This is a genomic window from Vogesella sp. AC12 (assembly GCF_024437575.1).
Taxonomy (GTDB): Bacteria; Pseudomonadota; Gammaproteobacteria; order Burkholderiales; family Chromobacteriaceae; genus Vogesella; species Vogesella indigofera.
On the sequence record NZ_JANFNU010000002.1, the window covers coordinates 13,142 to 34,761 of the forward strand.

The 21,620-nt window shown below is 63.6% G+C and carries 25 protein-coding genes; 7 read left to right on the forward strand and 18 right to left on the reverse strand.

Translation table 11 applies throughout. The annotated features are described in order from the left end of the window. Positions 1 to 37: 37 nt before the first annotated feature. Positions 38 to 577, reverse strand: coding sequence for a gamma carbonic anhydrase family protein (locus tag NOM55_RS03885; protein WP_255907586.1), 540 nt, complete (start codon positions 575 to 577; stop codon positions 38 to 40). A gap of 70 nt (positions 578 to 647) precedes the next feature. On the opposite strand from NOM55_RS03885, the gene NOM55_RS03890 reads away from it, so the two are divergent. The 4 genes from NOM55_RS03890 to NOM55_RS03905 all read left to right on the forward strand — a co-directional run bounded on the left by NOM55_RS03890 (position 648) and on the right by NOM55_RS03905 (position 4,991). Next, entirely contained in the window at positions 648 to 2,690 is a 2,043-nt protein-coding gene (locus NOM55_RS03890; RefSeq protein ID WP_255907587.1) for a M3 family metallopeptidase, read from the forward strand. Positions 2,691 to 2,943: 253 nt separating this feature from the next. Next, on the forward strand, positions 2,944 to 3,426 hold the full coding sequence (locus NOM55_RS03895) for a hypothetical protein (protein WP_255907589.1): 483 nt from the start codon (positions 2,944 to 2,946) through the stop codon (positions 3,424 to 3,426). A 571-nt stretch (positions 3,427 to 3,997) separates the two neighbouring features. Then, positions 3,998 to 4,441, forward strand: coding sequence for an Imm50 family immunity protein (locus NOM55_RS03900; RefSeq protein WP_047966581.1), 444 nt, complete (start codon positions 3,998 to 4,000; stop codon positions 4,439 to 4,441). Between the two features lie 163 nt (positions 4,442 to 4,604). Continuing rightward, complete coding sequence (locus NOM55_RS03905; RefSeq protein WP_255907590.1) at positions 4,605 to 4,991, forward strand: hypothetical protein; 387 nt, start codon at positions 4,605 to 4,607, stop codon at positions 4,989 to 4,991. Between the two features lie 53 nt (positions 4,992 to 5,044). On the opposite strand, the gene NOM55_RS03910 is transcribed toward NOM55_RS03905, so the two are convergent. The 3 genes from NOM55_RS03910 to NOM55_RS03920 all read right to left on the reverse strand — a co-directional run bounded on the left by NOM55_RS03910 (position 5,045) and on the right by NOM55_RS03920 (position 7,737). Then, positions 5,045 to 5,350 carry a hypothetical protein gene (locus NOM55_RS03910; protein WP_255907591.1) on the reverse strand — a complete coding sequence of 102 codons (306 nt, stop codon included), beginning with the start codon at positions 5,348 to 5,350 and terminating at the stop codon, positions 5,045 to 5,047. A 286-nt stretch (positions 5,351 to 5,636) separates the two neighbouring features. After that, positions 5,637 to 7,073, reverse strand: a complete 1,437-nt coding sequence (locus NOM55_RS03915) for a sensor histidine kinase (RefSeq protein WP_255907592.1) — start codon at positions 7,071 to 7,073, stop codon at positions 5,637 to 5,639. Beyond that, positions 7,063 to 7,737, reverse strand: coding sequence for a response regulator (locus tag NOM55_RS03920; protein WP_047966579.1), 675 nt, complete (start codon positions 7,735 to 7,737; stop codon positions 7,063 to 7,065). The genes NOM55_RS03915 and NOM55_RS03920 overlap by 11 nt, the downstream gene beginning before the upstream one ends. Before the next feature lie 186 nt (positions 7,738 to 7,923). On the opposite strand from NOM55_RS03920, the gene NOM55_RS03925 reads away from it, so the two are divergent. After that, positions 7,924 to 8,904, forward strand: a complete 981-nt coding sequence (locus NOM55_RS03925; RefSeq protein WP_255907593.1) for a tripartite tricarboxylate transporter substrate binding protein — start codon at positions 7,924 to 7,926, stop codon at positions 8,902 to 8,904. A 192-nt stretch (positions 8,905 to 9,096) separates the two neighbouring features. On the opposite strand, the gene NOM55_RS03930 is transcribed toward NOM55_RS03925, so the two are convergent. Both NOM55_RS03930 and NOM55_RS03935 read right to left on the reverse strand, forming a co-directional pair. Beyond that, positions 9,097 to 9,717, reverse strand: coding sequence for a LysE family translocator (locus NOM55_RS03930; protein WP_255907594.1), 621 nt, complete (start codon positions 9,715 to 9,717; stop codon positions 9,097 to 9,099). A 218-nt stretch (positions 9,718 to 9,935) separates the two neighbouring features. After that, positions 9,936 to 10,118 (reverse strand): hypothetical protein, encoded by a 183-nt coding sequence (locus tag NOM55_RS03935; RefSeq protein ID WP_147424464.1) that lies wholly within the window; start codon positions 10,116 to 10,118, stop codon positions 9,936 to 9,938. A 255-nt stretch (positions 10,119 to 10,373) separates the two neighbouring features. On the opposite strand from NOM55_RS03935, the gene xth reads away from it, so the two are divergent. After that, the gene (gene xth / locus NOM55_RS03940; RefSeq protein ID WP_255907595.1) at positions 10,374 to 11,144 is read left to right on the forward strand and encodes an exodeoxyribonuclease III; all 771 of its coding nucleotides are present in this window, start codon (positions 10,374 to 10,376) and stop codon (positions 11,142 to 11,144) included. Between the two features lie 64 nt (positions 11,145 to 11,208). Here the strand turns inward: xth and NOM55_RS03945 are convergent, their stop codons facing one another. From NOM55_RS03945 to NOM55_RS03975, 7 genes are all read right to left on the reverse strand, one after another. Further along, a complete protein-coding gene (locus NOM55_RS03945; protein WP_255907596.1) occupies positions 11,209 to 11,742 on the reverse strand; it encodes a DinB family protein in 534 nt (177 codons plus the stop codon). 59 nt (positions 11,743 to 11,801) lie between these two features. Beyond that, the gene (locus NOM55_RS03950; RefSeq protein ID WP_255907597.1) at positions 11,802 to 12,344 is read right to left on the reverse strand and encodes a DUF1523 family protein; all 543 of its coding nucleotides are present in this window, start codon (positions 12,342 to 12,344) and stop codon (positions 11,802 to 11,804) included. A gap of 162 nt (positions 12,345 to 12,506) precedes the next feature. Then, on the reverse strand, positions 12,507 to 12,935 hold the full coding sequence (locus tag NOM55_RS03955) for a universal stress protein (protein WP_047966573.1): 429 nt from the start codon (positions 12,933 to 12,935) through the stop codon (positions 12,507 to 12,509). 12 nt (positions 12,936 to 12,947) lie between these two features. Next, positions 12,948 to 13,682: a TerC family protein gene (locus tag NOM55_RS03960; protein ID WP_120810135.1), complete on the reverse strand. Its 735-nt coding sequence runs from the start codon at positions 13,680 to 13,682 to the stop codon at positions 12,948 to 12,950. 81 nt (positions 13,683 to 13,763) lie between these two features. Then, positions 13,764 to 15,272: a tripartite tricarboxylate transporter permease gene (locus tag NOM55_RS03965; RefSeq protein WP_255907598.1), complete on the reverse strand. Its 1,509-nt coding sequence runs from the start codon at positions 15,270 to 15,272 to the stop codon at positions 13,764 to 13,766. Beyond that, positions 15,273 to 15,785, reverse strand: coding sequence for a tripartite tricarboxylate transporter TctB family protein (locus tag NOM55_RS03970; protein ID WP_047966570.1), 513 nt, complete (start codon positions 15,783 to 15,785; stop codon positions 15,273 to 15,275). A 3-nt stretch (positions 15,786 to 15,788) separates the two neighbouring features. Then, positions 15,789 to 16,742: a tripartite tricarboxylate transporter substrate binding protein gene (locus NOM55_RS03975; protein WP_255907599.1), complete on the reverse strand. Its 954-nt coding sequence runs from the start codon at positions 16,740 to 16,742 to the stop codon at positions 15,789 to 15,791. A gap of 563 nt (positions 16,743 to 17,305) precedes the next feature. Between NOM55_RS03975 and NOM55_RS03980 the strand changes: the two genes are divergently transcribed. Further along, complete coding sequence (locus NOM55_RS03980; RefSeq protein WP_047966568.1) at positions 17,306 to 17,509, forward strand: cold-shock protein; 204 nt, start codon at positions 17,306 to 17,308, stop codon at positions 17,507 to 17,509. 250 nt (positions 17,510 to 17,759) lie between these two features. Here the strand turns inward: NOM55_RS03980 and NOM55_RS03985 are convergent, their stop codons facing one another. From NOM55_RS03985 to NOM55_RS04005, 5 genes are all read right to left on the reverse strand, one after another. After that, a complete protein-coding gene (locus NOM55_RS03985) occupies positions 17,760 to 18,485 on the reverse strand; it encodes an anaerobic ribonucleoside-triphosphate reductase activating protein (RefSeq protein ID WP_255907600.1) in 726 nt (241 codons plus the stop codon). Then, entirely contained in the window at positions 18,448 to 18,609 is a 162-nt protein-coding gene (gene nrdD, locus NOM55_RS03990; protein WP_047966566.1) for an anaerobic ribonucleoside-triphosphate reductase, read from the reverse strand. The genes NOM55_RS03985 and nrdD overlap by 38 nt, the downstream gene beginning before the upstream one ends. Positions 18,610 to 18,809: 200 nt before the next feature. Then, positions 18,810 to 20,531, reverse strand: coding sequence for a ribonucleoside triphosphate reductase (locus NOM55_RS03995; RefSeq protein ID WP_255907601.1), 1,722 nt, complete (start codon positions 20,529 to 20,531; stop codon positions 18,810 to 18,812). A 178-nt stretch (positions 20,532 to 20,709) separates the two neighbouring features. Beyond that, positions 20,710 to 20,904, reverse strand: a complete 195-nt coding sequence (locus tag NOM55_RS04000; RefSeq protein ID WP_047966564.1) for a YqaE/Pmp3 family membrane protein — start codon at positions 20,902 to 20,904, stop codon at positions 20,710 to 20,712. 112 nt (positions 20,905 to 21,016) lie between these two features. Next, complete coding sequence (locus NOM55_RS04005; protein WP_255907602.1) at positions 21,017 to 21,577, reverse strand: XRE family transcriptional regulator; 561 nt, start codon at positions 21,575 to 21,577, stop codon at positions 21,017 to 21,019. Between the last annotated feature and the right edge of the window lie 43 nt (positions 21,578 to 21,620).

Consider the following 21,620-nt stretch of genomic DNA (forward strand, 5'->3'; position numbering starts at 1 on the left):
GCGGCGCGGCATTTGCCGCCGGCCGCGCCACAATTGGTCACAGATTGGCTTTGTGCTTCTGCATCACCTTCAGGTAATGCTCGGCGGAATACCTGAAGTAGGCCAGCTCGTCTTCGGTCAGCGGCCGCACCTGCTTCACCGGGTTGCCCAGGTACAGGTAGCCGCTCTCCAGCCGCTTGTTCGGCGGTACCAGGCTGCCGGCGCCGATCAGCACGCGGTCCTCGATCACCGCGCGATCGAGGATAATGCTGCCGATGCCGACCAGCACTTCATTACCGATGGAGCAGCCGTGCAGCGTCACGTGGTGGCCGATGGTGACATGGCGGCCGATCACCAGCGGCGCACCCAGCGGGTCGGATTCCTTGCGATGGCTGACGTGCAGCATGGCAAAATCCTGCACATTGCTGCCTTCGCCGATGCTGATGCGGTTGACGTCGCCGCGCACCACCGCGCACGGCCACACCGACACGTTGGCCGCAAGCTCCACCTCGCCGATCACCACCGCGGCGGGGTCGATATAGCAGGAGTCGTCGATCTGCGGCTGGTGGCCGTCGTAAGGGCGGATATTGCGATTCACTGATTTGTCCCTATCTCTAGAAAGATTCGCGCCGGCAACAGCACGGCGCACTGCCTACAGGATGCCAAACATGACCACCAATCCGCTACTGGACTTTAGCGATCTGCCGCGTTTTGCCGCGATCAAGCCCGAACACATCACCCCGGCGCTGGACGTGCTGCTGGCCAACGCCCGCGCCGCCATCGACAAGGTCATCGCCGCCGGCGGCGACGACTGGGACAGCGTGGCCGAGCCGCTGTCCGACGCCACCGAGCAGATCTCGCGCGCCTGGGGCGTGGTCGGTCATCTCAACGGCGTGATGGGCAATACCGACGGCCTGCGCGACGCGTACAACGCCGAAATCCCGCGCATCTCCGCCTTCTTCACCGAACTGGGACAGAACCTCGACCTGTTCGCGCGCTTCAAGGCCGTTGCGGCCAACCCTGCGTTCGCCGGCGCCTCCGCCGCGCGCAAGAAAATCATCGAAAACGACCTGCGCGACTTCCGCCTGTCCGGCGCCGAGCTGCCGGAGGCCGACAAGCAGCGCTTCGCCGCACTGTCCAGCCGTCTGGCCGAGCTGTCCAACCAGTTCTCGCAAAACGTGATGGACGCCACCGACAGCTTCGCGCTGTACATCGACGACGTGGCCGAGCTGGCCGGCATCCCGGAAGACAGCATCGCCATGTACGCGGCGCTGGCCGAGGCCGATGGTCAACCGGGCAAATACAAGCTGGGGCTGCAGTTCCCGCTCTTGTTCCCGGTGCTGCAGTACGCCGACAACCGGAGCTTGCGTGAAAAGCTGTACGAAGCCAACGCCAAGCGCGCCTCCGAGTTCGGCCCCGCCGAGCAGGACAACAGCGCGCTGATCCGCGAAAAACTGCAGCTGGCGGCGGAAGAAGCGCAGCTCTTGGGCTTTGCCAACTACGCCGAGCTGTCGCTGTACACCAAGATGGCGGAAAGCCCGCAGCAGGTGATCGACTTCCTGCGCGATCTCGCCCGCCGTGCCAAACCCTACGCCGAGCAGGACCGCGCCGAGCTGGAAGCCTTCGCCCGCGACGAGCTGGGCCTGGACACGCTGCAGGCGTGGGACATCACCTACGCCGCCGAGAAGCTGCGCGTCGCGCGCTACGCCTTCTCCGAGCACGAAGTGAAACAGTACTTCCCGGAGCCGAAGGTGCTGGCCGGCCTGTTCAGCGTGGTGCACAAGCTGTACGGCATCAGCGTGGAACAGAAGGACGCCGAAACCTGGCACGAGGACGCGCGCTACTACCAGATCTTCAAGGACGGCCAGCTGCTGGGCGGCTTCTACCTGGATCTCTACGCCCGCGACGGCAAGCGCCCCGGCGCGTGGATGGACGACGTGCGTGGCCGCCGCCTGAAAAACGGCCAGGTGCAGACCCCGGTCGCCTACCTGGTGTGCAACTTCACCCGCCCGCTGGGCGACAAGCCGGCCTACTTCAGCCACGACGAAGTCACCACCCTGTTCCACGAATTCGGCCACGGCCTGCACCACCTGCTCACCCGCGTCGACGAGCTGGGCGTGTCCGGCATCAGCGGTGTGGAGTGGGACGCGGTCGAGCTGCCCAGCCAGTTCATGGAAAACTTCTGCTGGGAATGGGACGTGCTGCAGGGCATGACCGCGCACGCCGAAACCGGCGAGCCGCTGCCGCGCGCGCTGTACGACAAGATGCTGGCGGCGAAGAACTTCCAGTCCGGCATGCAGACCGTGCGTCAGCTGGAGTTCTCGCTGTTCGACATGCTGCTGTACACCGACGCCAAGCCCGAGTCCGTCGACTGGCTGGCGCTGCTGGAAACGGTGCGCGACGAAGTCGCCGTCAACCGTCCGCCGGCCTACAACCGCTTCCCCAACAGCTTCAGCCACATCTTCGGCGGCGGTTACGCTGCCGGCTACTACAGCTACAAATGGGCGGAAGTGCTGTCCGCCGACGCCTACGCCGCGTTCGAGGAAGCCGGCGGCGCCAATCCGGAAGTCGGTCGCCAGTTCTGGGACGAGATCCTGGCGGTGGGCGGTAGCCGTCCGGCGTTGGAATCCTTCCGCGCCTTCCGCGGCCGCGATCCGCAGATTGATGCGTTGTTGCGGCATAGCGGGATGAGTGAGGTGGCGGGGTCGTGATGGCTACTTAGCGGGATGCGGCCAAGGTTGGCCGCAGGGTGATTGAGAAAGGGCAAGTCGTTGTGGCTTGCCCTTTTGCTATTGTGGTAATGCTATGATTTTCAAATATTAGGTTGGTGTGATGAGATGTCTCGCTGAATGTTAGTCAGGGTGGTGCAGTGAGCGGTAAGCTTTGGGTTTCACAACGCTCGCCCAACACTAACGTGCTGCTTCTCCTGGATAAAATGAAAAGCACTCTGGAGTGGTGAATCATATGTCTGATGAAAACAGGATGATTGAAGAATTATATCGTGTAAAAAATAGTGGAAATATTACAGAGGAAGATTTTTTAAATTATTTTTCTTGCAAGTATCCATCGGTTAGGGCATTGGCTGCAACGGTGGTAGGCCTGAATCTAAAGAAAGAATTTGCGTGTAAGCATATTGTTAAGGCAATTGATTTTGAGAGTGACGAGACAGTGGTTAAGTCATTAGTGGATTCGTTGGTTTCTCTTGTTCATGCTGGAGTTTGTGATAAAGAAGCTGTTGCATCGAAATTAAAGAAAATAATTATTCTTGGATGTGGGAGTGATGAATTGAAAGGCGGGGTTTATTTGGGCTTGTTGAAGTTGTTTAGAATAATTACGCCAAGAGAGTATGCGATTGCTCCGGACTTTTTGAGTGAAATGAGCTTGGATGTTGATTTTATTGAATCGATACCGTTGGTGAGTGGTGATAAAGGTTGTGAAACGCGGTAAGTCGGCTTGTAGGTTGGCGCTGAGCCTGCGAAGCCCAACGTTTACCGCGATGGAATGAAAAAGGTTGGCCGCAAGCCGTAACAGGTTTTGCGGCCAACCTTGTTTTTGTCTGGGGTATCCGCTGTGCGGATGTTTTTTAGCTGCCGCTTGCCGCGCGGCGGCGGGAAAAGGGGCTGCCGCCGCCCCTTTTCAATCCCCGCTCTCCCGAAGGCGCAAGAATTCCCGTGCAAACCGCCGCCATCCCGGCGCCGCCCATACGCTGCGCTCAAAAGAGGGCGGCTTGTTTCCGGGCTGTCGGCAGTTTGCACGGCTTGCGCCAACGGGACGGGGCGCATCGCGGCAGTTCTGGCTGTTGCGGGGTGTGCTTATTGATATAGCGTGCGTCACCCGGCTTGCCAGGCGCCGCACCGGTGATACGCAAAGGTTGGCCGCAGAATAATTTTTGAAAGGACATACCTGATGGCTTGCCCTTTTGTCATACTGGCGTGCCATCTGTCGAGATGGCGAACTGCCAGACTGAACTGAGTTGCTGGCTTACACAATAAGTTGACTGTTTTCAGATTGAGCCACCATGCAAGCATATGAGTTCATCGAGGGGTACGAGCAGGTTGTTGCCCGGTTTGGGGTGTGGCCGAGTTTTCATGATGGCGAGGTGCTGCGAATTATTCTGGATCGGGTGCCTCGTTTACCAGACGGGGCAAGTGTCCCGTCAGTCGAGATTCACCTTCGTGGCTGGATCATGGGGCCAGAATTTTCTGAGGATGGCAGCTACAAACTCCACAACGATTCTGTCGTGCACCTGCTATTTGAAGACATTTTTGAATTCGAGCTTGAAGGCTTCAATCAACAGAATGTTGTGTCGTCGCTAAACCTCTCGCTGTGCGACGAGCCTCATGGGGGACGTGACACACTACACATAGAACTTGAACACTGCTATCAGTTTTGCTGTGAGTTCAAGGCTCTCCGCGCGAAAGTTATTGCTGTCACTCCATATGTCGAACCCTCCGCCCGTTAACCTGAGGGCAAGCAGCCCCCTGTCTGTCATTGGATACCCCTATGCAGCATCAGTGGTTCCTCTGCTCGCAAAACCGCTTGCGCAACGCGGTAAGTCGGGCTTGTTAGGTTGGCGCTGAGCTTGCGAGGCCCAACGTTTACCGCTCATTCAGGAATGGCATCGTATGTCGCTATCAATTCAAAAAATGCATGATGCAACCCTGCTGGCGATCCACTTTGATTGGATGTCACGTACGTGCACATTCGATTTTGCCGGGGCGCCGACTTTACTAGAGCCTTTTGCCATTAGTTTTTTTGATGTCACTGAGCTTGTGGTGCCTGCAAAGCAAGAATGGGGATCATCCAATTCCGTTCTTGAGGTTCTGGATCAAGGAACGGGTTGCCATGACTTCATCATGCAATCTGGTGACATCATCCGGGTTGTAGCGTCAAACCATTCTGGATTGTCCCCTCTATCTCAACATGGTAAGTCTGGCGTGTGGCCTGGTGCAGAGCCTGCGACGCCCAGCGGTTACCGAGAATCAATGAACAAGGTTGGCCGCAAGCCGTAACAGGCTTGCGGCCAACCTTGTCTGGTTTGTGCCCGTCGCGCGGCGGCGGTGGCTTACCACCGCTTTCTCATCCGCAGTTCCACTTGGTGGCGCTTCACCTTGACCGACACGCGGGTGTCGTCGTCCAGCCGCCAGCTGGGGCGCAGGTCGATCTTGTTGCCGCCGGAGAGTTCGTTTCTTTCCAGGATAAAACTGGGGGTCGGCGGGGGGATGAAGGTCTTGTCGCCGGCGCTTGCCGTTTCCAGCTGCAGGATCAGCGGGGCGGTTCTGGCGCATTTGAGGACTTCCGACACACAGAGGGCGTGGGTCGGCTGGGCGATGCCTAGCAAGAGCAGGCTGAGCAGAAAAGAGCGTGTCATGGCGCGTGTCCCGCCGGGGCGACCCAGTGTCGCCGCTAGCTTCAGCATGGTTCATCCATGGGGACTTGCAAGCCCTGTTTTGGGGCCGGGCGGGGGCGGGCGGATGGGGGCCGGCGTCTGGCCGCGCAGCGCCGGTTTTGCCGCTCCGGCGCGCGGCAGGGCGGCGCTGACGGGGAGCCAGGCTGGCGCCGGTGCTGAGCCGGGGGAGGCGGCTTGCGGGGCGGCTAGCGGGTGCCCGTGCCCGTCGCCACCGGCGCGGCTTGCGGCCAACGTTGGCCGCAGGCGTTCAGCGCTTGAAGGCGAGTTGCACCAGCAGGCCGCCCAGTTGCGGGCCGTCGTGCAGGCTGATGTCGATGTCGTGGAGGCGGCAGATGTCCTTGACGATGGCAAGGCCAAGGCCGCTGCCGCCGGGGGCGGCGTCGGGCAGCTGGTGGAAGCGCTCGAAGACCTGTTCGCGCTGCTCGGGCTGGATGCCGGGGCCGCTGTCCTCGATCTCGAAGATGCAGCCGCGGTCGCCGCCGGGGGCGGCGTCGTACAGGCGCAGGGTGATCACGCCGCCGGCCGGGGTGTGGCGCAGCGCGTTGTCGAGCAGGTTGAGCAGCACTTCTTCGATCAGCATCTGCTTGCCGTGGATCGGTACGTTCTGGTCGCGGCAGCGGTTTTCCAGGCCGAGGTCGATGTCCTTGCGCCGCGCGGCGGCCAGCTTGGCCATCACGATCTTCTCGATGCTGTCGAGCAGCGAAAACGGCGGTTGCGGCCGGTCGCGGCGCAGCTGGTGGCTGCCGGAGTCCATCTTGGCCAGCAGCAGCAGCTGGTTGGTGAGGCGGGTGGTCTTCTTCAGCATCTGCTTCAGCTCGGTGAGGCTTTCGCGCATCACTTCCGGACTGCCGTCGCGCAGCGCGTGGTCGGCCTGGGTGGTCATCACCGCCAGCGGGGTGCGCAGCTGGTGCGAGGCGTCGGCGGCGAAGCGCTGGTAGCGCGTCAGCAGCTGCGCCAGGCGGCGGCGGTACTGGTTGATGGCGGAGACCAGCGGCAGCAGCTCGCTGTGGGTGGTGCCGACCTCGATGTCGCTGAAGTCGCCGGGCGGGCGGCGGATCACTTCCTCGCCCAGCTGGCGGATCGGCTGCAGGATGCGCGTCATCGCCAGCCACACGAAGCACAGCGCGCAGAACACCAGTAGCCCCTGGCCCCACAGCGTGTAGTTGAGCACCTGGTGCGTCATGTACTGTCGCGCCTCGGTGGTTTCGGCGACCTCGACCTTGATCATGCCCTGCAGCCCGCCCTCGTACAGCGGCTTGTAGAAGGTGGCCATGCGGATCGGGCGCTCGCGGTAGGTGTCGTTGTGGAAGTGCACCAGCGCCGGGTACAGCTCGGTGCGCGGCGTGTTCTTCGGCATCTGCGGCAGGTCGCCGTAGCCGGAGATGATGTTGCCGGCGAAGTCGCTGACGCGGTAGAACATCTGGCCGCGGTTGTCGTACTCGAAGTTGTCGAGCGCGATGTAGGGCACTTCCACCTGCAGCTTGCCGTTGCGCACCATCACCTGTTCCGCGATCACCCGCGCCGAGGCCAGCAGGGTGCGGTCGTAGGCCAGGTTGGCCGCGGCGCTGCTGATCTGGTAGGCGACCACGGTGTTGATGATCCACAACAGCAGCAGCGGCAGCAGCAGCCAGCGCACGAACTTGCCGAGCAGGCTGCGGCGGTTGAACAGCTGCTCAAGGCGCATCGCGCTGTTCCAGCAGGTAGCCCAGGCCGCGCAGGGTGGTGATGCTGACGTTGCTGCCGTCCAGCTTCTTGCGCAGGCGGTGGATGTAGACTTCGATCGCTTCCTGGTTGGCGTTGTCATCGAGGGTGAACACCTGGTTGAACAGGCGTTCGCGGTTCAGCGGCTGGCCCTTGCGCCGGATCAGCACTTCCAGCACCGTGTGTTCGCGCCGCGTCAGCGTCAGCAGCTTGCCGGCCAGCTCGAAGAACTGCTGCTGCTTGCTGTAGCGCAGGTCGCCACACTGCAGCCACGCGTTTTCGTGGCCCTGGTGGCGGCGCAGCAGCGCCTTCAGCCGCGCCTCCAGTTCGTCCAGCTCGAAGGGCTTGACCAGGTAGTCGTCGGCGCCCATTTCCAGGCCCTTGACCTTGTCCGACAGCTCGCCGCGCGCGGTGAGCACCAGTACCGGCAGGGTCTGGTGGCGGGCGCGCAGCCGTTGCAGGATGGTTTCACCGCTCAGACGCGGCAGGTTCATATCGAGGATGGCGAGGTCATATTCTTCGGTTTTCAGCGCGTTGTCGGCGTCGATGCCGTCGCCGATCACGTCGACGACGTAGCCGCTGGCGGTCAGCGCCCGCGCCAGCCAGTGGGCGAGGTCGGGCTGGTCTTCTATCAGGATGATGCGCATGCTCTCTCTTTGTCTCTGTGCGTGCCGGGTGAAAGGTTGGTGAAAGTGCTTGTGCTTATGATCGTCTCCAATAATACGGAGCGTGATTCGCCAACCCCGGACAAGCGTTGCGCCTGACGGCGCGGGTGTCAATAGGCAGTATCGGGGGCAGACAAGGCGAACGGAATAATGAGGAGTCAACACATCATGGCAAGATCCTGTGTTGCCGTGCTGGCGGGCGCGCTGCTGCTGGTGTCGCTGGCCGCGGCGGCGGAGCCGGACGACCCGGAATGCATCGCCCCGGCACGGCCCGGCGGCGGCTTTGACCTGACCTGCAAGCTGGCACGCTCGGCGCTGAACAACAGCAAGCTGCTGACGCGGCCGCTGCGCATCAGCTACATGCCCGGAGGCATCGGCGCGGTGGCCTACAACACCGTGGTGGCGCAGCGTCCGGCGGACGGCAACATCATCGTCGCCTTTTCCGGCGGCTCGCTGCTGAACCTGGCGCAGGGCAAGTTCGGCAAGTACAACGTCAACGACGTGCGCTGGCTGGCCGGGGTCGGCGCCGATTACGGCATGATCGCGGTGCGCGCCGATTCGCCGTACCAGAACCTGAAACAGCTGGTGGCGGCGGTGAAGGCGCACCCCAGCGAGATCGTGTTCGGCGCCGGCGGTACCGTCGGCAGCCAGGACTGGATCAAGACGGTGCTGATCGCGCGCCAGGCCGGGGTCAGCCACCAGCAGATGCGCTATGTCGCGTTCGAGGGCGGCGGCGAGACCACCACCGCGCTGCTCGGCGGCCATATCCAGGCCGCGTCCGGCGATCTCAGCGAGGTGATGCCGCAGCTGGACCAGCGCAAGATCCGCGTGCTGGCGGTGATGTCGGACAAGCGCCTGCCGGGCCGGCTGTCCGGCATTCCCACCGCGCGCGAGCAGGGTTTCGACATCGTGTGGCCCATCATCCGCGGCTTCTATGTCGGGCCGAAGGTGTCGGCCGCCGATTACGCCTACTGGGAAACCAGCTTCCGCAAGGTGATGGCGACGCCGGAGTTCGCGCGCCTGCGCGAGGGCTACGACCTGTTCCCGTTCAGCCTCACCGGCGCGCAGATGGACGCCTATGTAAAACGCCAGGTGAAGGAATACCGCAAGATCGCCACCCAGTTCGGGCTGGTGTACCAGACACTGTGAGCGCCCGGCGCCTGCCGGCGCTCGCCACCGGATCCACGTAGTACTCTCTTTTGCCACGCCTGACCGGCGTGGTTTTTTTATGGGGTGGTGGCGGAACTAGTGGCGAGGTGGCGTGCTCCTACCCGAGGTTGCATGCAGTGAAAGAACTAGACGTTGGCCCCCGCCGCAAGCGGGGGCATTCTTTTGTCCGCGTCAGTGCTGCATCGCGGCCAGTGTCACGCCGGCTACCACGAACAGGCCGCCGGAAGTGCGCGAGAAGCGCTGCAAACGTTGGCCGCAGGCCAGCCACACGCCCAACCGGCCACCGGCGGCGGCCAGCAGCACGGCGATGACCAGATCGGCCACCACCCAGGTGGCCGCCATCACCGCGTATTGCGGCCACAGCGGCTGCTGCGGCTCCAGGAAGCGCGGTAGCAGCGCGCTGAAGAACACGGTGTCCTCCGGATTGCTGATCGCCAGCAGGAAGGCGGGGCGGAAACCGCTCCACAGCTTGCTGGCCGGCGCGGCGCTGGTGCCGCCACCGATGCTGAACGGCTTGCGCCACAGCGCCACCCCCAGCCACACCAGATAGCCGGCACCGAGCAGCTTCACCACGTTGAACGCGGTCGGCGAGGCCAGCAGCAGCGCGCTGATGCCCAGCGCCGACAGCGCCATCAGCAGCAGCGCGCCGGCGGAAAAGCCCAGCGCATTGGGAATGCCGCCACGGGCGCCGTGTTGCGCGCCGTGCGACAGGGTCAGCAAGGGCGCCGGGCCGGGCGCCGCCATCAACAGCACGATGGTGCCGAGGTACATCAACCAGTTATGGAATTCCATTACAACATCCTTGGCCCGCGGCCCGGCCGGCGCTAGCAACACCGGAACAGCCGCGGCTGGCGCACGACAAGGGGCGCAGGCAGGCGGCATGACGGCATCACCGTGCGGCAAAAGGGCGGCAACGGGCGACAGGCACAGTACGGGCGCGGGACGCGGGTACTGCGCGTTTTACGACATCAAATCAGCGGGAAGGTAAGGCGGCGAACAGCGGCGGGAAGCTAACGGGGTGGCTCGGACTGGGTGTCCGGCTGGGCAGCGGCGTGCAGGGTGTCGCGATGACGGAAGGTCGGGGTACGCATGGCAAAGCTCTGCGCGATCGGCGCCAGGCGGTTGCGTTGCGGGTGCAGCGTCGGGCAAATGGCGACGGCGGACTGCGGCAGTTGTTTGGAATTGAACGACAATTTGGACATCCGGTTACGATAACGGGACCATTCTAGGCAGCCGCGCACGGCTTTGGCAAATCGGCATGCGGTGGCTGTTGTTTATTTGTTTAAACATGGTTGGGCAAAAATCAGCCACTTGGCGCTTTTTTTGGCGTGATGGTGTTTGGAATATTAGTCACTGGCGTGCTGCACACTGGCGGGTGGCGGGCGTGGTTTGCCAGCCCGCAGCCGGCACGCTAAGGTGGCGGCCTGCAATCAATTAGGAGCCTCGCTATGCGTCTTGCCACCTGGAACGTCAACTCGCTGAAAGTGCGCCTGCCGCAAGTGCTGCAATGGCTGGCCGACAACCCGATCGAGGTGTTGTGCCTGCAGGAACTGAAGATGGATCACCCGGTGTTCCCGCTGGCGGAGATCGAGGCTGCCGGCTACCAGGCGGCGTGGTTCGGGCAGAAGACCTATAACGGCGTCGCCATCCTGGTGAAGAACGGCTGCAGCGTCAGCGACGTGGTGGCCGGCATTCCCGGCTACGACGACGAGCAGCGCCGCGTGATCGCCGCCACCGTCGACGGCGTGCGCGTGGTGTGCGCCTACTTCGTCAACGGCGAATCGGTGGAATCGCCGAAGTACCAGTACAAGCTGCAGTGGCTGGCCGAGCTGGAGCGCTACGTCGCCAGCGAGCTGGCCGTGCACCGGGATTTTGCGCTGCTGGGCGACTACAACATCGCGCCGGAAGACCGCGACGTGTACGACCCGGAGGGCTGGCGCGAGCAGGTGCTGTGCACCACGCCGGAGCGCGACAGTTTCCGCCGTCTGATCGGCATGGGACTGGCGGACAGCTTCCGCCTGTTCAACGACGAGGACAAGCAGTACAGCTGGTGGGATTACCGCGCGATGATGTTCCGCCGCAACATGGGCGTGCGCATCGACCACATCCTGATCAGCGACAGCCTGAAGGCGCGCGCCAGTGGCTGCGTGATCGACAAGACACCGCGCAAGTGGGAGCGACCATCGGACCACACCCCGGTGGTGATCACGCTGGCCTGAGATCGCGTGCCAGCCTGGCATTGAACATTGCGGCCAACCTTTGCCAAGGTTGGCCGCAATGCCGTCAGCAGTCCGGCAGCAGTGCCAGCAGGTCGGTGACGCCGATATCGGCGCCCTGCCGGTAGAGCTGGGTGCTGGCCTGGCCGCGATGGTGGCTCTGGTGGTTGAAGAAGTGCACGATCAGCGAGGCGAACGGCTTGCAGTGCGTCTCGCCGCGCATATTGCGGTAGGTCAGCGGCAGGTTCAGCGCCGCCGGCGTCAGTGCCGCGCTCCACTGCGTGATGATGGCGTCCAGTTGTTGCCGTCGTGCCTGCAGCGCAGGCAGATCGTCAGCCAGGCGGCTGTCCAGCCGCGGTGGCGCCGGTTCGGCCAGCAGCGGCTGCAGTGCGGCGAAGGCGGCCGGGTGCGTGGCGAAGCGCTGCAGCCAGATGGTATCGCCGACCAGCAGGTGGTGCAGCGTGCCGCTGATGCTGCCGAAAAAGCTGCCATCGGCGGCGTCCAGCAGCGCTGGCGGCAGGCTGGCCGCCGCCGCGTACAGCTTGTCGTTCATCCACTGGTTGTAGGCGGCCATCTGCCGCACGTAGTCCACGCTGATCATGCTGCTTCCTCCGTTATTGCCAGCGCCGCCGGCGGCGCGGCCAGGGTTGGCCACCGCGTTCAGGCGACGCTGTCCGTGGTGTCGGGTTTGCTTCGTGTCGCGCGCAGCAGCCCCCAGCCGGCGCCGGCGAGCAGGGCAAACCACAGCGCGAACCAGAACCAGCGGAAAAAGCTCCAGGTGGCTTCGCCGGCCTCGGCGAGGCGGATGGCGGTGACGTTGGGGTACAGCGACAGCATGTTGATGCGCCAGCCGTAGCTGGTGAGGTAGGCCGGCTGTTTGGCGTTGGCAATGGCGTTGGCGGTGGCCTGCACGTCGGAAGCGTCGAACTTGAAGTAGAACGGCCAGCCCCAGCCGGTGTCCTCGTTGCGGTACACGCGCACGTCGTCGATGGCGTGCTGGGTGTAGATCAGGTACATGTCGCGCACCGGCTGGTCGGCCGGGTTCTGGCGACTGATCGGGCCGTCCTTGTCCGCCAGCTTGACCTCGACACCGGTGATGGTGGTGATGCTGTGTTCCGGCAGGTAGTAGTCCAGCAGCGCGCTGCCGAGCAGGGCGACCAGCGCCAGCAGGGCGAGGGCGAATTTGCGTAGTGTGTGGCGCATGGTGGCAGCTCCGGAGGGCGATGATGCCAGCATTGTACGGGCCGCCGGCGGGCGCTGTACACGGCGGCAAGGTTGGCCGCAAGCGTGCCGCCCATGCAAAAGCGGCTTTCACCGCCGGCGTGGGGCCGGGATGAAAGCCGCTGTCGCGGGCTGGTGCGTGGCTTACTTGATCACGGTCACCGGCACCACCGACTGGTGTACCACGTCGGTGGCCACCGAGCCCAGCAGCAGCTGGCCGAGGCCGCTGCGGCCGTGCGAGCCGATGATGATCTGGCTGAACGCCATCTCCTGCGCGTAGCGGGCGATGGTGTCGGCGATGTGGCCAACCGCGATGTGCTGCTGGCAGGCCTGACCGGCCTGTTGCAGCAGTGCGCTCGCCGCTTGCAGCGCGGCGAGGCCTTCCTCGCGGTAGTAGTCTTCCAGCTGGTCGTGGCCGACAAACAGGCGCACATGGCCGGATTCGACCGGGATCTGCACGTTCAGCAGGTGCAGTTCCAGCGCCGGGTTGAGCTTGGCCAGTTGCAGGGCGTGTTCTACCGCGCGCAGCGCGTGCGCCGAGCCGTCTACCGGAATCAGGATACGAGTGCTCATGGTGTCCCTTTCTTAGCTGTGGTCTTTGTTGGCGGCCAGCGGAATCTCGTGCAGCGGCGCGGCGGCGGCGGTCTTGCGGCTGGCAAGGAACTTGCCGGTCAGGACCACCAGGATGGCACCGCTGGCGGCGCTGACGTAGTGCAGCCAGCTTGGCGCGTCGACCAGGTACGGTTTCACCACCACGTCGCCGATCACCATGTCGCCCGCGATCCAGCCCAGCAGTGCGGCACCGAAGGTGATCACGATCGGGAAGCGGTCCATCAGCTTGAGTACGAACTTGCTGCCCCACACGATGATCGGGATGCTGATCACGATGCCGAACACCACCATGCCGAGGTTGCCCTTGGCGGCACCGGCCACCGCGATCACATTGTCCAGGCTCATCACCGCGTCGGCGATGATGATGGTCTTGATGGCGCCCCACAGGTGGGTGCTGCCCTCGATATTGCCGTGGGCGTCGTCATCTTCCGGTTGCAGCAGCTTGATGCCGATCCACAGCAGCAGCAGCGCACCGACCACCTTCAGGTAGGGCAGTGCCAGCAGTTGCAGTGCGAAGAAAATCAGTACCACGCGCAGGCCGATGGCACCGGCCACGCCCCAGAAAATGCCGCGGCGGCGTTGTTCTTCCGGCAGTTTGCGGCAGGCCAGCGCGATCACGACCGCGTTGTCGCCGCCGAGCAGGATGTCGATGGCGATGATCTGCAGCACCGCCAGCCAGAAGGAGCTTTCAAACAGGATCTCCGGCATTGTGTTGTCCTTGTGCAGTGAAAAGTGTCAATTAAAAGGACACCTGGCCAGCAAAGCGCCAGGTGTCCCGGGAGGTTTGGTTTAACGTGCGCTGTCCAGCAGGGCCTGGCGGCGTTTCATCAGCGGCGGCACCACCAGGATGGCGGCGGTGACCAGCAGGATGACCAGCGAGATCGGGTGCGTCAGGAACACGGTCAGGTCACCCTCGTTGATCGACATGGCGCGGCGGAAGTGTTTCTCCGCCATCGGCCCGACGATCAGGCCGACCACCAGTGGCACCACCGGGAAGTCGAAGCGCCGCATCAGGAAGCCCAACACGCCGATTATATAGAGCAGCATCAGGTCGAACCAGCTCTGTCGCAGCGCGTAGGCACCCATGGTGGCCAGCACGATGATGCCGCCATAGAGCAGCGGGCGCGGCACTTTCAGGAATTGCACCCACAGGCCGACCAGCGGCAGGTTCAGCACCAGCAGCATCACGTTGCCGATGTACAGCGAGGCGATCAGGCCCCACACCAGTGCCGGGTTGGTGTCGAACAGCAGCGGGCCGGGCACGATGTTGTACTGCTGGAATGCAGACAGCATGATGGCGGCGGTAGCCGAGGTCGGGATGCCCAGTGTCAGCAGTGGCACCAGCGTGCCGGTGACCGCTGCGTTGTTGGCCGCTTCCGGTCCGGCCACGCCTTCGATGGCGCCCTTGCCGAACTGCTTGCGCGTCTTCTCGTCGGCCAGCTTGCGCTCGGCGGAGTAGGACAGGAAGGTCGGCATCTCGGTGCCGCCGGCCGGCAGGGTGCCGAACGGGAAGCCGATGGCGGTACCGCGCAACCACGGTTTCCACGAGCGTTTCCAGTCGTCCTTGCTCATCCAGAAGCTGCCCTTCAGCGATTCGATGCGGCCGGCGATCTTGTTCTCGTAGGTGGCGGTGTACAGTGTCTCGCCCACCGCGAACAGGCCCATGGCCACCACCACGATGTCGATACCGTCGATCAGCGGCAGCAGCCCGAAGGTGAAGCGCGACTGCCCCGACTGGCCCTCGATGCCGATCAGGCCCATCGACAGGCCCAGCAACAGCGCGATGAAGCCCTTCAGTGGCGAATTGCCGAGCACTGCCGACACCGCGGCGAAGGTCAGCATCATCAGCGCGAAGGTTTCTACCGGGCCCAGCTGCAGCGCGAAGCCGGCGATCACCGGTGCCAGCAGCGTCAGCAGTACGGTGGCGATGGAGCCGGCGACGAAGGAGCCGATGGCGGCGGTGGACAGTGCCGGACCGGCGCGCCCCATCTTCGCCATCTTGTTGCCTTCCAGCGCCGACACGATGGAGCCGGCTTCACCGGGGGTATTGAGCAGGATGGAGGTGGTGGAACCGCCGAACATGGCACCGTAGTAGACACCGGCCAGCATGATCAGCGCGCCGGTCGGGTCGACACTTTGCGTCACCGGCAGCAGCAGCGCCACGGTTACCGCCGGGCCGACGCCAGGCAGTACGCCGATGGCGGTGCCCAGCGTGCAGCCGAGCAGCGCCCACAGCAGGTTGGCCGGGGTCAGCGCGGTGGCAAACCCCAGACTGAACAGGGCATTCAAGGAATCCATTTACAGCACCCCCGTGATCAACGCCGGCAGGTTCAGCCCCAGCGTCTTGAACAAGTGAAACAGGCCGAGGGCCAGCAGGAAGGACAGCACCAGATCCAGCGCCGGACGGCGTGTCTCCAGCGCGCGGCAGATGCCGAAGCAGAGGAAGGTGCCGGCCAGGGTAAAGCCGACCAGGCCGATCAGCGCCATGTGCGCCAGCAGGCTGCCGCTGGCAATGATGAACATGTTCCAGTTGGCCTCGCCGCGTACGGCGGCTTCTTCCGCTTCCAGTTGTTCCGTGTCGTCTTCGCCTGCGCTGAGAATGGTGTCCGGCCCGTTACGGTGGCGGCGCTGCATCAGCAACGCGCCCCCGGCAACGATCAGACCGGCCACCACCAGCGAAGGAAAGAAGCGCGGACCGATGCCGGCATAACCGGCCTCCTCAGGGATATCGCCGATCTGCCAGGCCATCACCAGGCCGATCAGGATGATCCCGATGGCGAGCAGCTGCTCGCCGGTTACGCGCTTGATCATGGCTTAGTTACCCAGCTTCAGTTTCTTGACGATGGCCGCGGTGCGCTTGATGTCTTCGTTGAGGAAGGCCTTGAAACTGTCGCCGCTCTGCAGCATGTCCAACCATTCCATCTTCTCGGCCTTGGCTTTCCAGCTTGGCGACTTGACCGCGGTTTCCACCATCTTGATCAGATCGTTGCGCTGGGCGGGGGTGATGCCGGGGGCGCCAAACACACCGCGCCAGTTGTACACCACCACGTCGGTGCCCTGCTCGCGCATGGTCGGTACCGGGATGTCGGCGTTGCGGGTGGAGGCGGAGATGCCCAGTGCGCGCACCTTGCCGGCCTTGATCAGGTCGGCCAGCTCGCCGTAGCCGCTGATGTAGGCGGAGATCTGGTTGCCGAGGATGGCCGCCTTGCCCTCGCCGCCGCCGGCGAACGGGATGTAGTTCAGCTTGTCGGGATCAACGCCGGCTTTCTCCGACATCAGGCTGGCCATGATGTGGTCGATGCCACCGGCCGAGCCGCCGCCGATGCTCACCGCACCCGGTTTCGCCTTGTAGGCGGCCATCAGGTCTTTCAGGTTCTTGAACGGCGAGGCGGTCGGTACCACGATGACGTTGAACTCACCCATCAGGCGCGAGATCGGCGTCACCATGCCGAAGTTGACCGGCGACTTGTTGGTTTCCAGCGCGCCGACGGTGACGGCACCGGCCACCAGCAGCGCGTGCGGGTTGCCTTTTTCGTTATTGACGAACTGTGCCATGCCGATGGCCCCACCGGCCCCGGCCTTGTTCTCGACCACCACGCTCTTGGCCTGGCCGGACGCCTGCAGCGCTTCGCCGAGGGTGCGGGCGATGGTGTCAAAGCCGCCGCCCGGGTTGGCCGGCGCCATGATCTTGAATTGCTCTACCTGGGCCTGGGCGACAAACGGGGTGACCGCCAGCAGGCAGCTTACGAACAGTTTCGACAGTTTCATTGTGTAATCTCCGGAGTGTTGCATATTGTTGTGTATGCCGAGGTGGCATCAGCGGGAGCTTGGCTCCTCACCCTGTGCGTCCCCTGCGGCCTGACGTTGCCTGCCGTGCAGGTCACGCCACCTCAGGTGGGGCGAGCAAATTATAGGGTGGTCAACCTTTCAACTAGCTTTCAGCGCGGCAAGCAGTTTCAATGTCGCCAGCCCGTGCATTTGGCATAGGTAAAGATGTGCCGGAATACAAGCCTGCTCGCCGTAGCGGCATGGCATCAGCGGCGGGCAAACGGTGGTGCCGCTGTGCTGTACTGGCCACCGCCGCCGGGCGCGGGCGAGCGTTTGCTGGCTTTTATGGGATTTATTAAGGGTAAAACAAAAATAAATTCAATTAATCGTTGACCGGGGGAGGGATGCTGCGTATAACGGTGCTGGCAGGACCTTCAAGCAGCAGATTGCTTGCGACATCGTTGATCCACCTCAAAAGCGGCACGTCATTGTTACCGGTTTGATTCCTTGATCGTCATGCACCTGGGCAATTGCCCGTCAATCTCGTTTTAAAGGAATTAAAAATGGAAACTGGTACCGTTAAATGGTTTAACGATGCAAAAGGCTTTGGCTTCATCACTCCAGATGCAGGCGGCAACGACCTGTTCGCTCACTTCTCCGAAGTGCGCTCGGAAGGCTTCAAATCGCTGACCGAAGGCCAGAAAGTTAGCTACACCCCAGGTATGGGTCAAAAAGGCCCACAAGCCACCAATATCCAGGCTCTGTAATTTTTTACAGCGTTTGATAAAAACCCCGCTACGGCGGGGTTTTTTGTTTTTCCCGCCCCTTATCGCCGCTGCCGTGGCGGGTGCACACCGGCACAATGTCCGCCAACGGGCGTTGTGCTTTTTTGTTGCCGGAGAAACGGGGAGCTGTGACGCCGCATGCTGTTGCTGGCGGCCTGCGGGCTGTGGTAGCTGCGCTGTCACCCGCTGGCGGTGCTGCGTGCACTGGGGCGGTCGCCAAGCTTGGCCGCAGCTAGCCGGTGCGCACTTCAAAGTGTGCAAAGTTGCTGGCCACCGCCGCCTGCAGTGCTGGCGCCGGCCAGCCTGCGGCGATGGGGGAAAACGGCTGCGGCAGTTGCGGGCCGGGGCGCAGCAGCTGCCAGGCGTAGTGGCGCACGCCACGCTGGGCCAGCCACGCGGCCAGCTGCGTCAGCGTGCTGTCGTCGTGCAGCGCCGGGTGGAGGGTGCTGCGGCATTCGTAGGCGACGCCGCTGGCTTGCAGCAGCGCCAGGCTGGCGGCGGCACGCTCGCCGCTGCCGGCCACCGCGGTGATGGCCGGGTACTGTGCTGGCATCGTCTTGATGTCTAGCCCCACCCAGTCCAGCAAGGGCAGCACGCGTTGCAGACGATCGGGGTGGCTGCCGCCGCTGTGCAGGCCGGTGGCAAAGCCCATGGCGCGCACCTCGGCCAGCAGCGCTGGCAAGGCCGGCTCGCTCAGCGGCTCGCCGCCGGAAAACACCACCCCGTCCAGCAAACCGCGCCGCGTCTGCAATTGCGCGCGCAGCTGCGGCCAACTGGTCTGGCCGTGGCGGCGCTGCAGCAGGCCGGGGTTGTGGCAGTAGCCGCAGCGCCACGGGCAGCCGGCGAGGAACACCACCGCGGCCAGCCGGCCCGGCCAGTCGCAGGCCGAGAACGGCTGCCAGCCGCCGATGCGGGCGCGCTCAGCCGGCGCGCTGTTCGTCGAAGTGGCAGCGTTCATGGAACTCGCCCTGTTTGCCGGTATTGAACGAGGCCACCGGGCGGTGGTAGCCCATTACCCGCGTCCACACCTCGCAGCGGGTGCGTTCTTCGTCTTTCAGCTCGATGGTTTGCTGCTGTTGCATGGTGTTTCCTTTCAAAGGTTGGCCGCATGGCGGCGGATTGGCTCTGTGTTGTTGGTCTGGGGTTGCTGTTAGGCAGGCTGCTGTGCGCCTGTCACCGCACTTGTCGATTCGCCTCACGTCGCCCGGATAAGCCGCAGGCGCATCCGGGGAGACGGTTGTGAGGACATGCGATTTCCCCGGATGGGCTTCGCTTATCCGGGCTACGGGGTGCAGGCCGCCTGGCGCTTTTTCTCGATCAGCTCGGCGTCGCACTTCGGGCAGAAATCATGGCGGCCGGACAGATAGCCGTGCGTCGGGCAGATCGAGAACGTCGGCGTGATGGTGATGTAGGGCAGGCGGAAGTTTTCCAGCGCGCGCTTCACCAACTGGCGGCAGGCGTCGGCGCTGCTGACCGCCTCGCTCATATACAGGTGCAGCACGGTGCCGCCGGTGTATTTGCGCTGCAGTTCGTCCTGGCGCAGCAGCGCCTCGAACGGGTCGTCGGTAAAGCCCACCGGCAACTGGCTGGAGTTGGTGTAGTACGGTTGCTGCGGCGTGCCGGCCTGCAGGATGCCGGGGTAGCGCTTGTTGTCCTCGCGCGCAAAGCGGTAGGTGGTGCCTTCCGCCGGGGTGGCTTCCAGGTTGTACAGGTGGCCGGTGGCCTGCTGGAATTCGACCATGCGCGCGCGGATGTGGTCCAGGTAGCGGCAGGCAAAATCATGGCCCCAGTCGCTGGTGATGTCGTGGGCGTCCGCCGTGAAGTTGCGGATCATCTCGTTGATGCCGTTCACCCCCAGGGTGGAGAAGTGGTTGCGCAGGCTGCCGAGGAAATGGCGGGTGTACGGGTACAGCCCGCCGTCGATGTGCTGCTGCACTTTGCTGCGGCGCGCTTCCAGCACCTCGCGCCCCAGGTTCAGCAGGCGGTCGGTTTCGGCCAGCAGCGCCGCTTCGTCACCGGCAAAACGGTGGCCGAGGCGTGCGCAGTTGACGGTGACCACGCCCACCGAACCGGTCTGCTCGGCGCTGCCGAACAGGCCGTTGCCGCGTTTCATCAGCTCGCGCAGGTCCAGCTGCAGGCGGCAGCACATGCTGCGCACCATGTGCGGCTCCAGCTCGGAGTTCACGAAGTTCTGGAAGTAGGGCAGGCCGTACTTGGCGGTCATCGCGAACAGCAGCTCGCTGTTCTCGCCGTACCAGTCGAAGTCCTTGGTGATGTTGTAGGTGGGGATCGGGAAGGTAAACGCCCGTCCCAGCGCGTCGCCGGCCAGCATCACCTCGATATAGGCGCGGTTGATCAGCGCCATTTCTGGTGCGCAGTCGCCGTAGCGGAACGGCATCTCCTCGCCGCCCAGCACCGGGATCTGCTCGCGCAGGTCTTCCGGGCACACCCAGTCGAAGGTCAGGTTGGTGAACGGCGTCTGCGTGCCCCAGCGGCTGGGCACGTTCAGGTTGTAGATCAGTTCCTGGATCGCCTGCTTTACCTGCGCGTAGTCCAGCGCATCCTTTTTCACGAACGGGGCGAGGTAGGTATCGAAGGAGCTGAACGCCTGCGCGCCGGCCCATTCGTTCTGCAGCGTGCCGAGGAAATTGACGATCTGGCCGCAGGCGCTGGACAAATGCCGCGGCGGTGCCGATTCCACCTTGCCTCCGACGCCGGCAAAACCCAGCTGCAACAGGGTGCGCAGCGACCAGCCGGCGCAGTAGCCGGACAGCATGTCCAGATCGTGGATGTGCAGGTCGCCGTGGCGATGCGCAGTGGCGGCCTCGGCGGGGAAAACTTCGTTCAGCCAGTACTCGGCGGTGAGCTTGCCGGCGATGTTGAGGATCAAGCCGCCCAGGCTGTAGCCCTGGTTGGCATTGGCCTGCACCCGCCAGTCGGCACGGGACAGGTATTCGTTGATGCTGCTGACGGCGTCGACATGGCTGCTGGGGCGTGCGGACATCGTTTGCTCCAATATGTTGTGGTTGGCGCATTGTATGGACGCATCATGTAGTAGTGATTGATGTGGATCAAGCGTTAAAAAATTCTTATGGCATGGCCTGTGGTGGTGTGGCGCCATGAAAAATGGCCAGCCGGTCGTTGCCGGGCTGGCCATCGGGACAGGACGCGTGGCGCCCGCGCTAGCGTGCCTGTGCCAGCGCCTGTTTGATCTTGAGGTCGGTCTTGTACTGGCTGAGCGCGTACACCGACCAGATCGCCGCCGGGATCCAGCCGATCAGCGTGCACTGCAGCAGCAGGCAGAACAGGCCGGCAAACGGGCGCTTGATGGTGAAGAACTGCAGCCAGGGCAGCAGGATGGCGAGTAGCAGACGCATGGTGACTCCGATCGCGGATGGACAGTGACGAGGACTTTGATGCTATCCGGTTATGTCAAAACCATCAAATGCGGTGATGGTAGGCTGCCGACGGCCAGGGTTGGCCGCAGCCTCAGCCGGGCGCCGGCATCACGATGCTGCGCTGGAAGCGCAGCAGGCTAGTGCCGGGGTTGTGGTAGCGGTAGCCGTGCTCGGTGCCGTAGCCGGCGGTGTCGCCCGCTTGCAGCGTGTGCTCGCCGCCGGCACAGGCCAGTTGCAGCGTACCGCTGTGCACTTCCACGATCTCGCCGCAGCCGGCCGGATCCGGCGCGGCCAGGTAGCTGTCGCCGGGTGCCAGCTGCCACTGCCACAGCTCCAGCGTGCAGCCGGCCAGCGCCAGGCTGTGCAGCAAGGTGGCGTGGCTGTCGCTGCTGTCGCCCTGCCATACCCGCACCGGCGCGTCGCTGCCGGGGGCGCGCACCAGCTCGGAAAAGGTCAGTCCCAGCGCGCTGGCGAGGCGGTCCAGCGTGGCGATGCTGACATTGCTGGCGCCGGCTTCGATATTGACCAGCATGCGGCGGCTGACCTCGGCGCTGGCGGCCAGTTTTTCCTGGCTCAGACCGCGCTGCTGGCGGGCTTCGCGCAGGTTGCGGGCGACGTGACTGAAGACTTGCAGGGGAGTGTGTTCGCTCATAAGTGCAATATATTGCTCAATTGTGTTGTTGTGCAGTATAGTG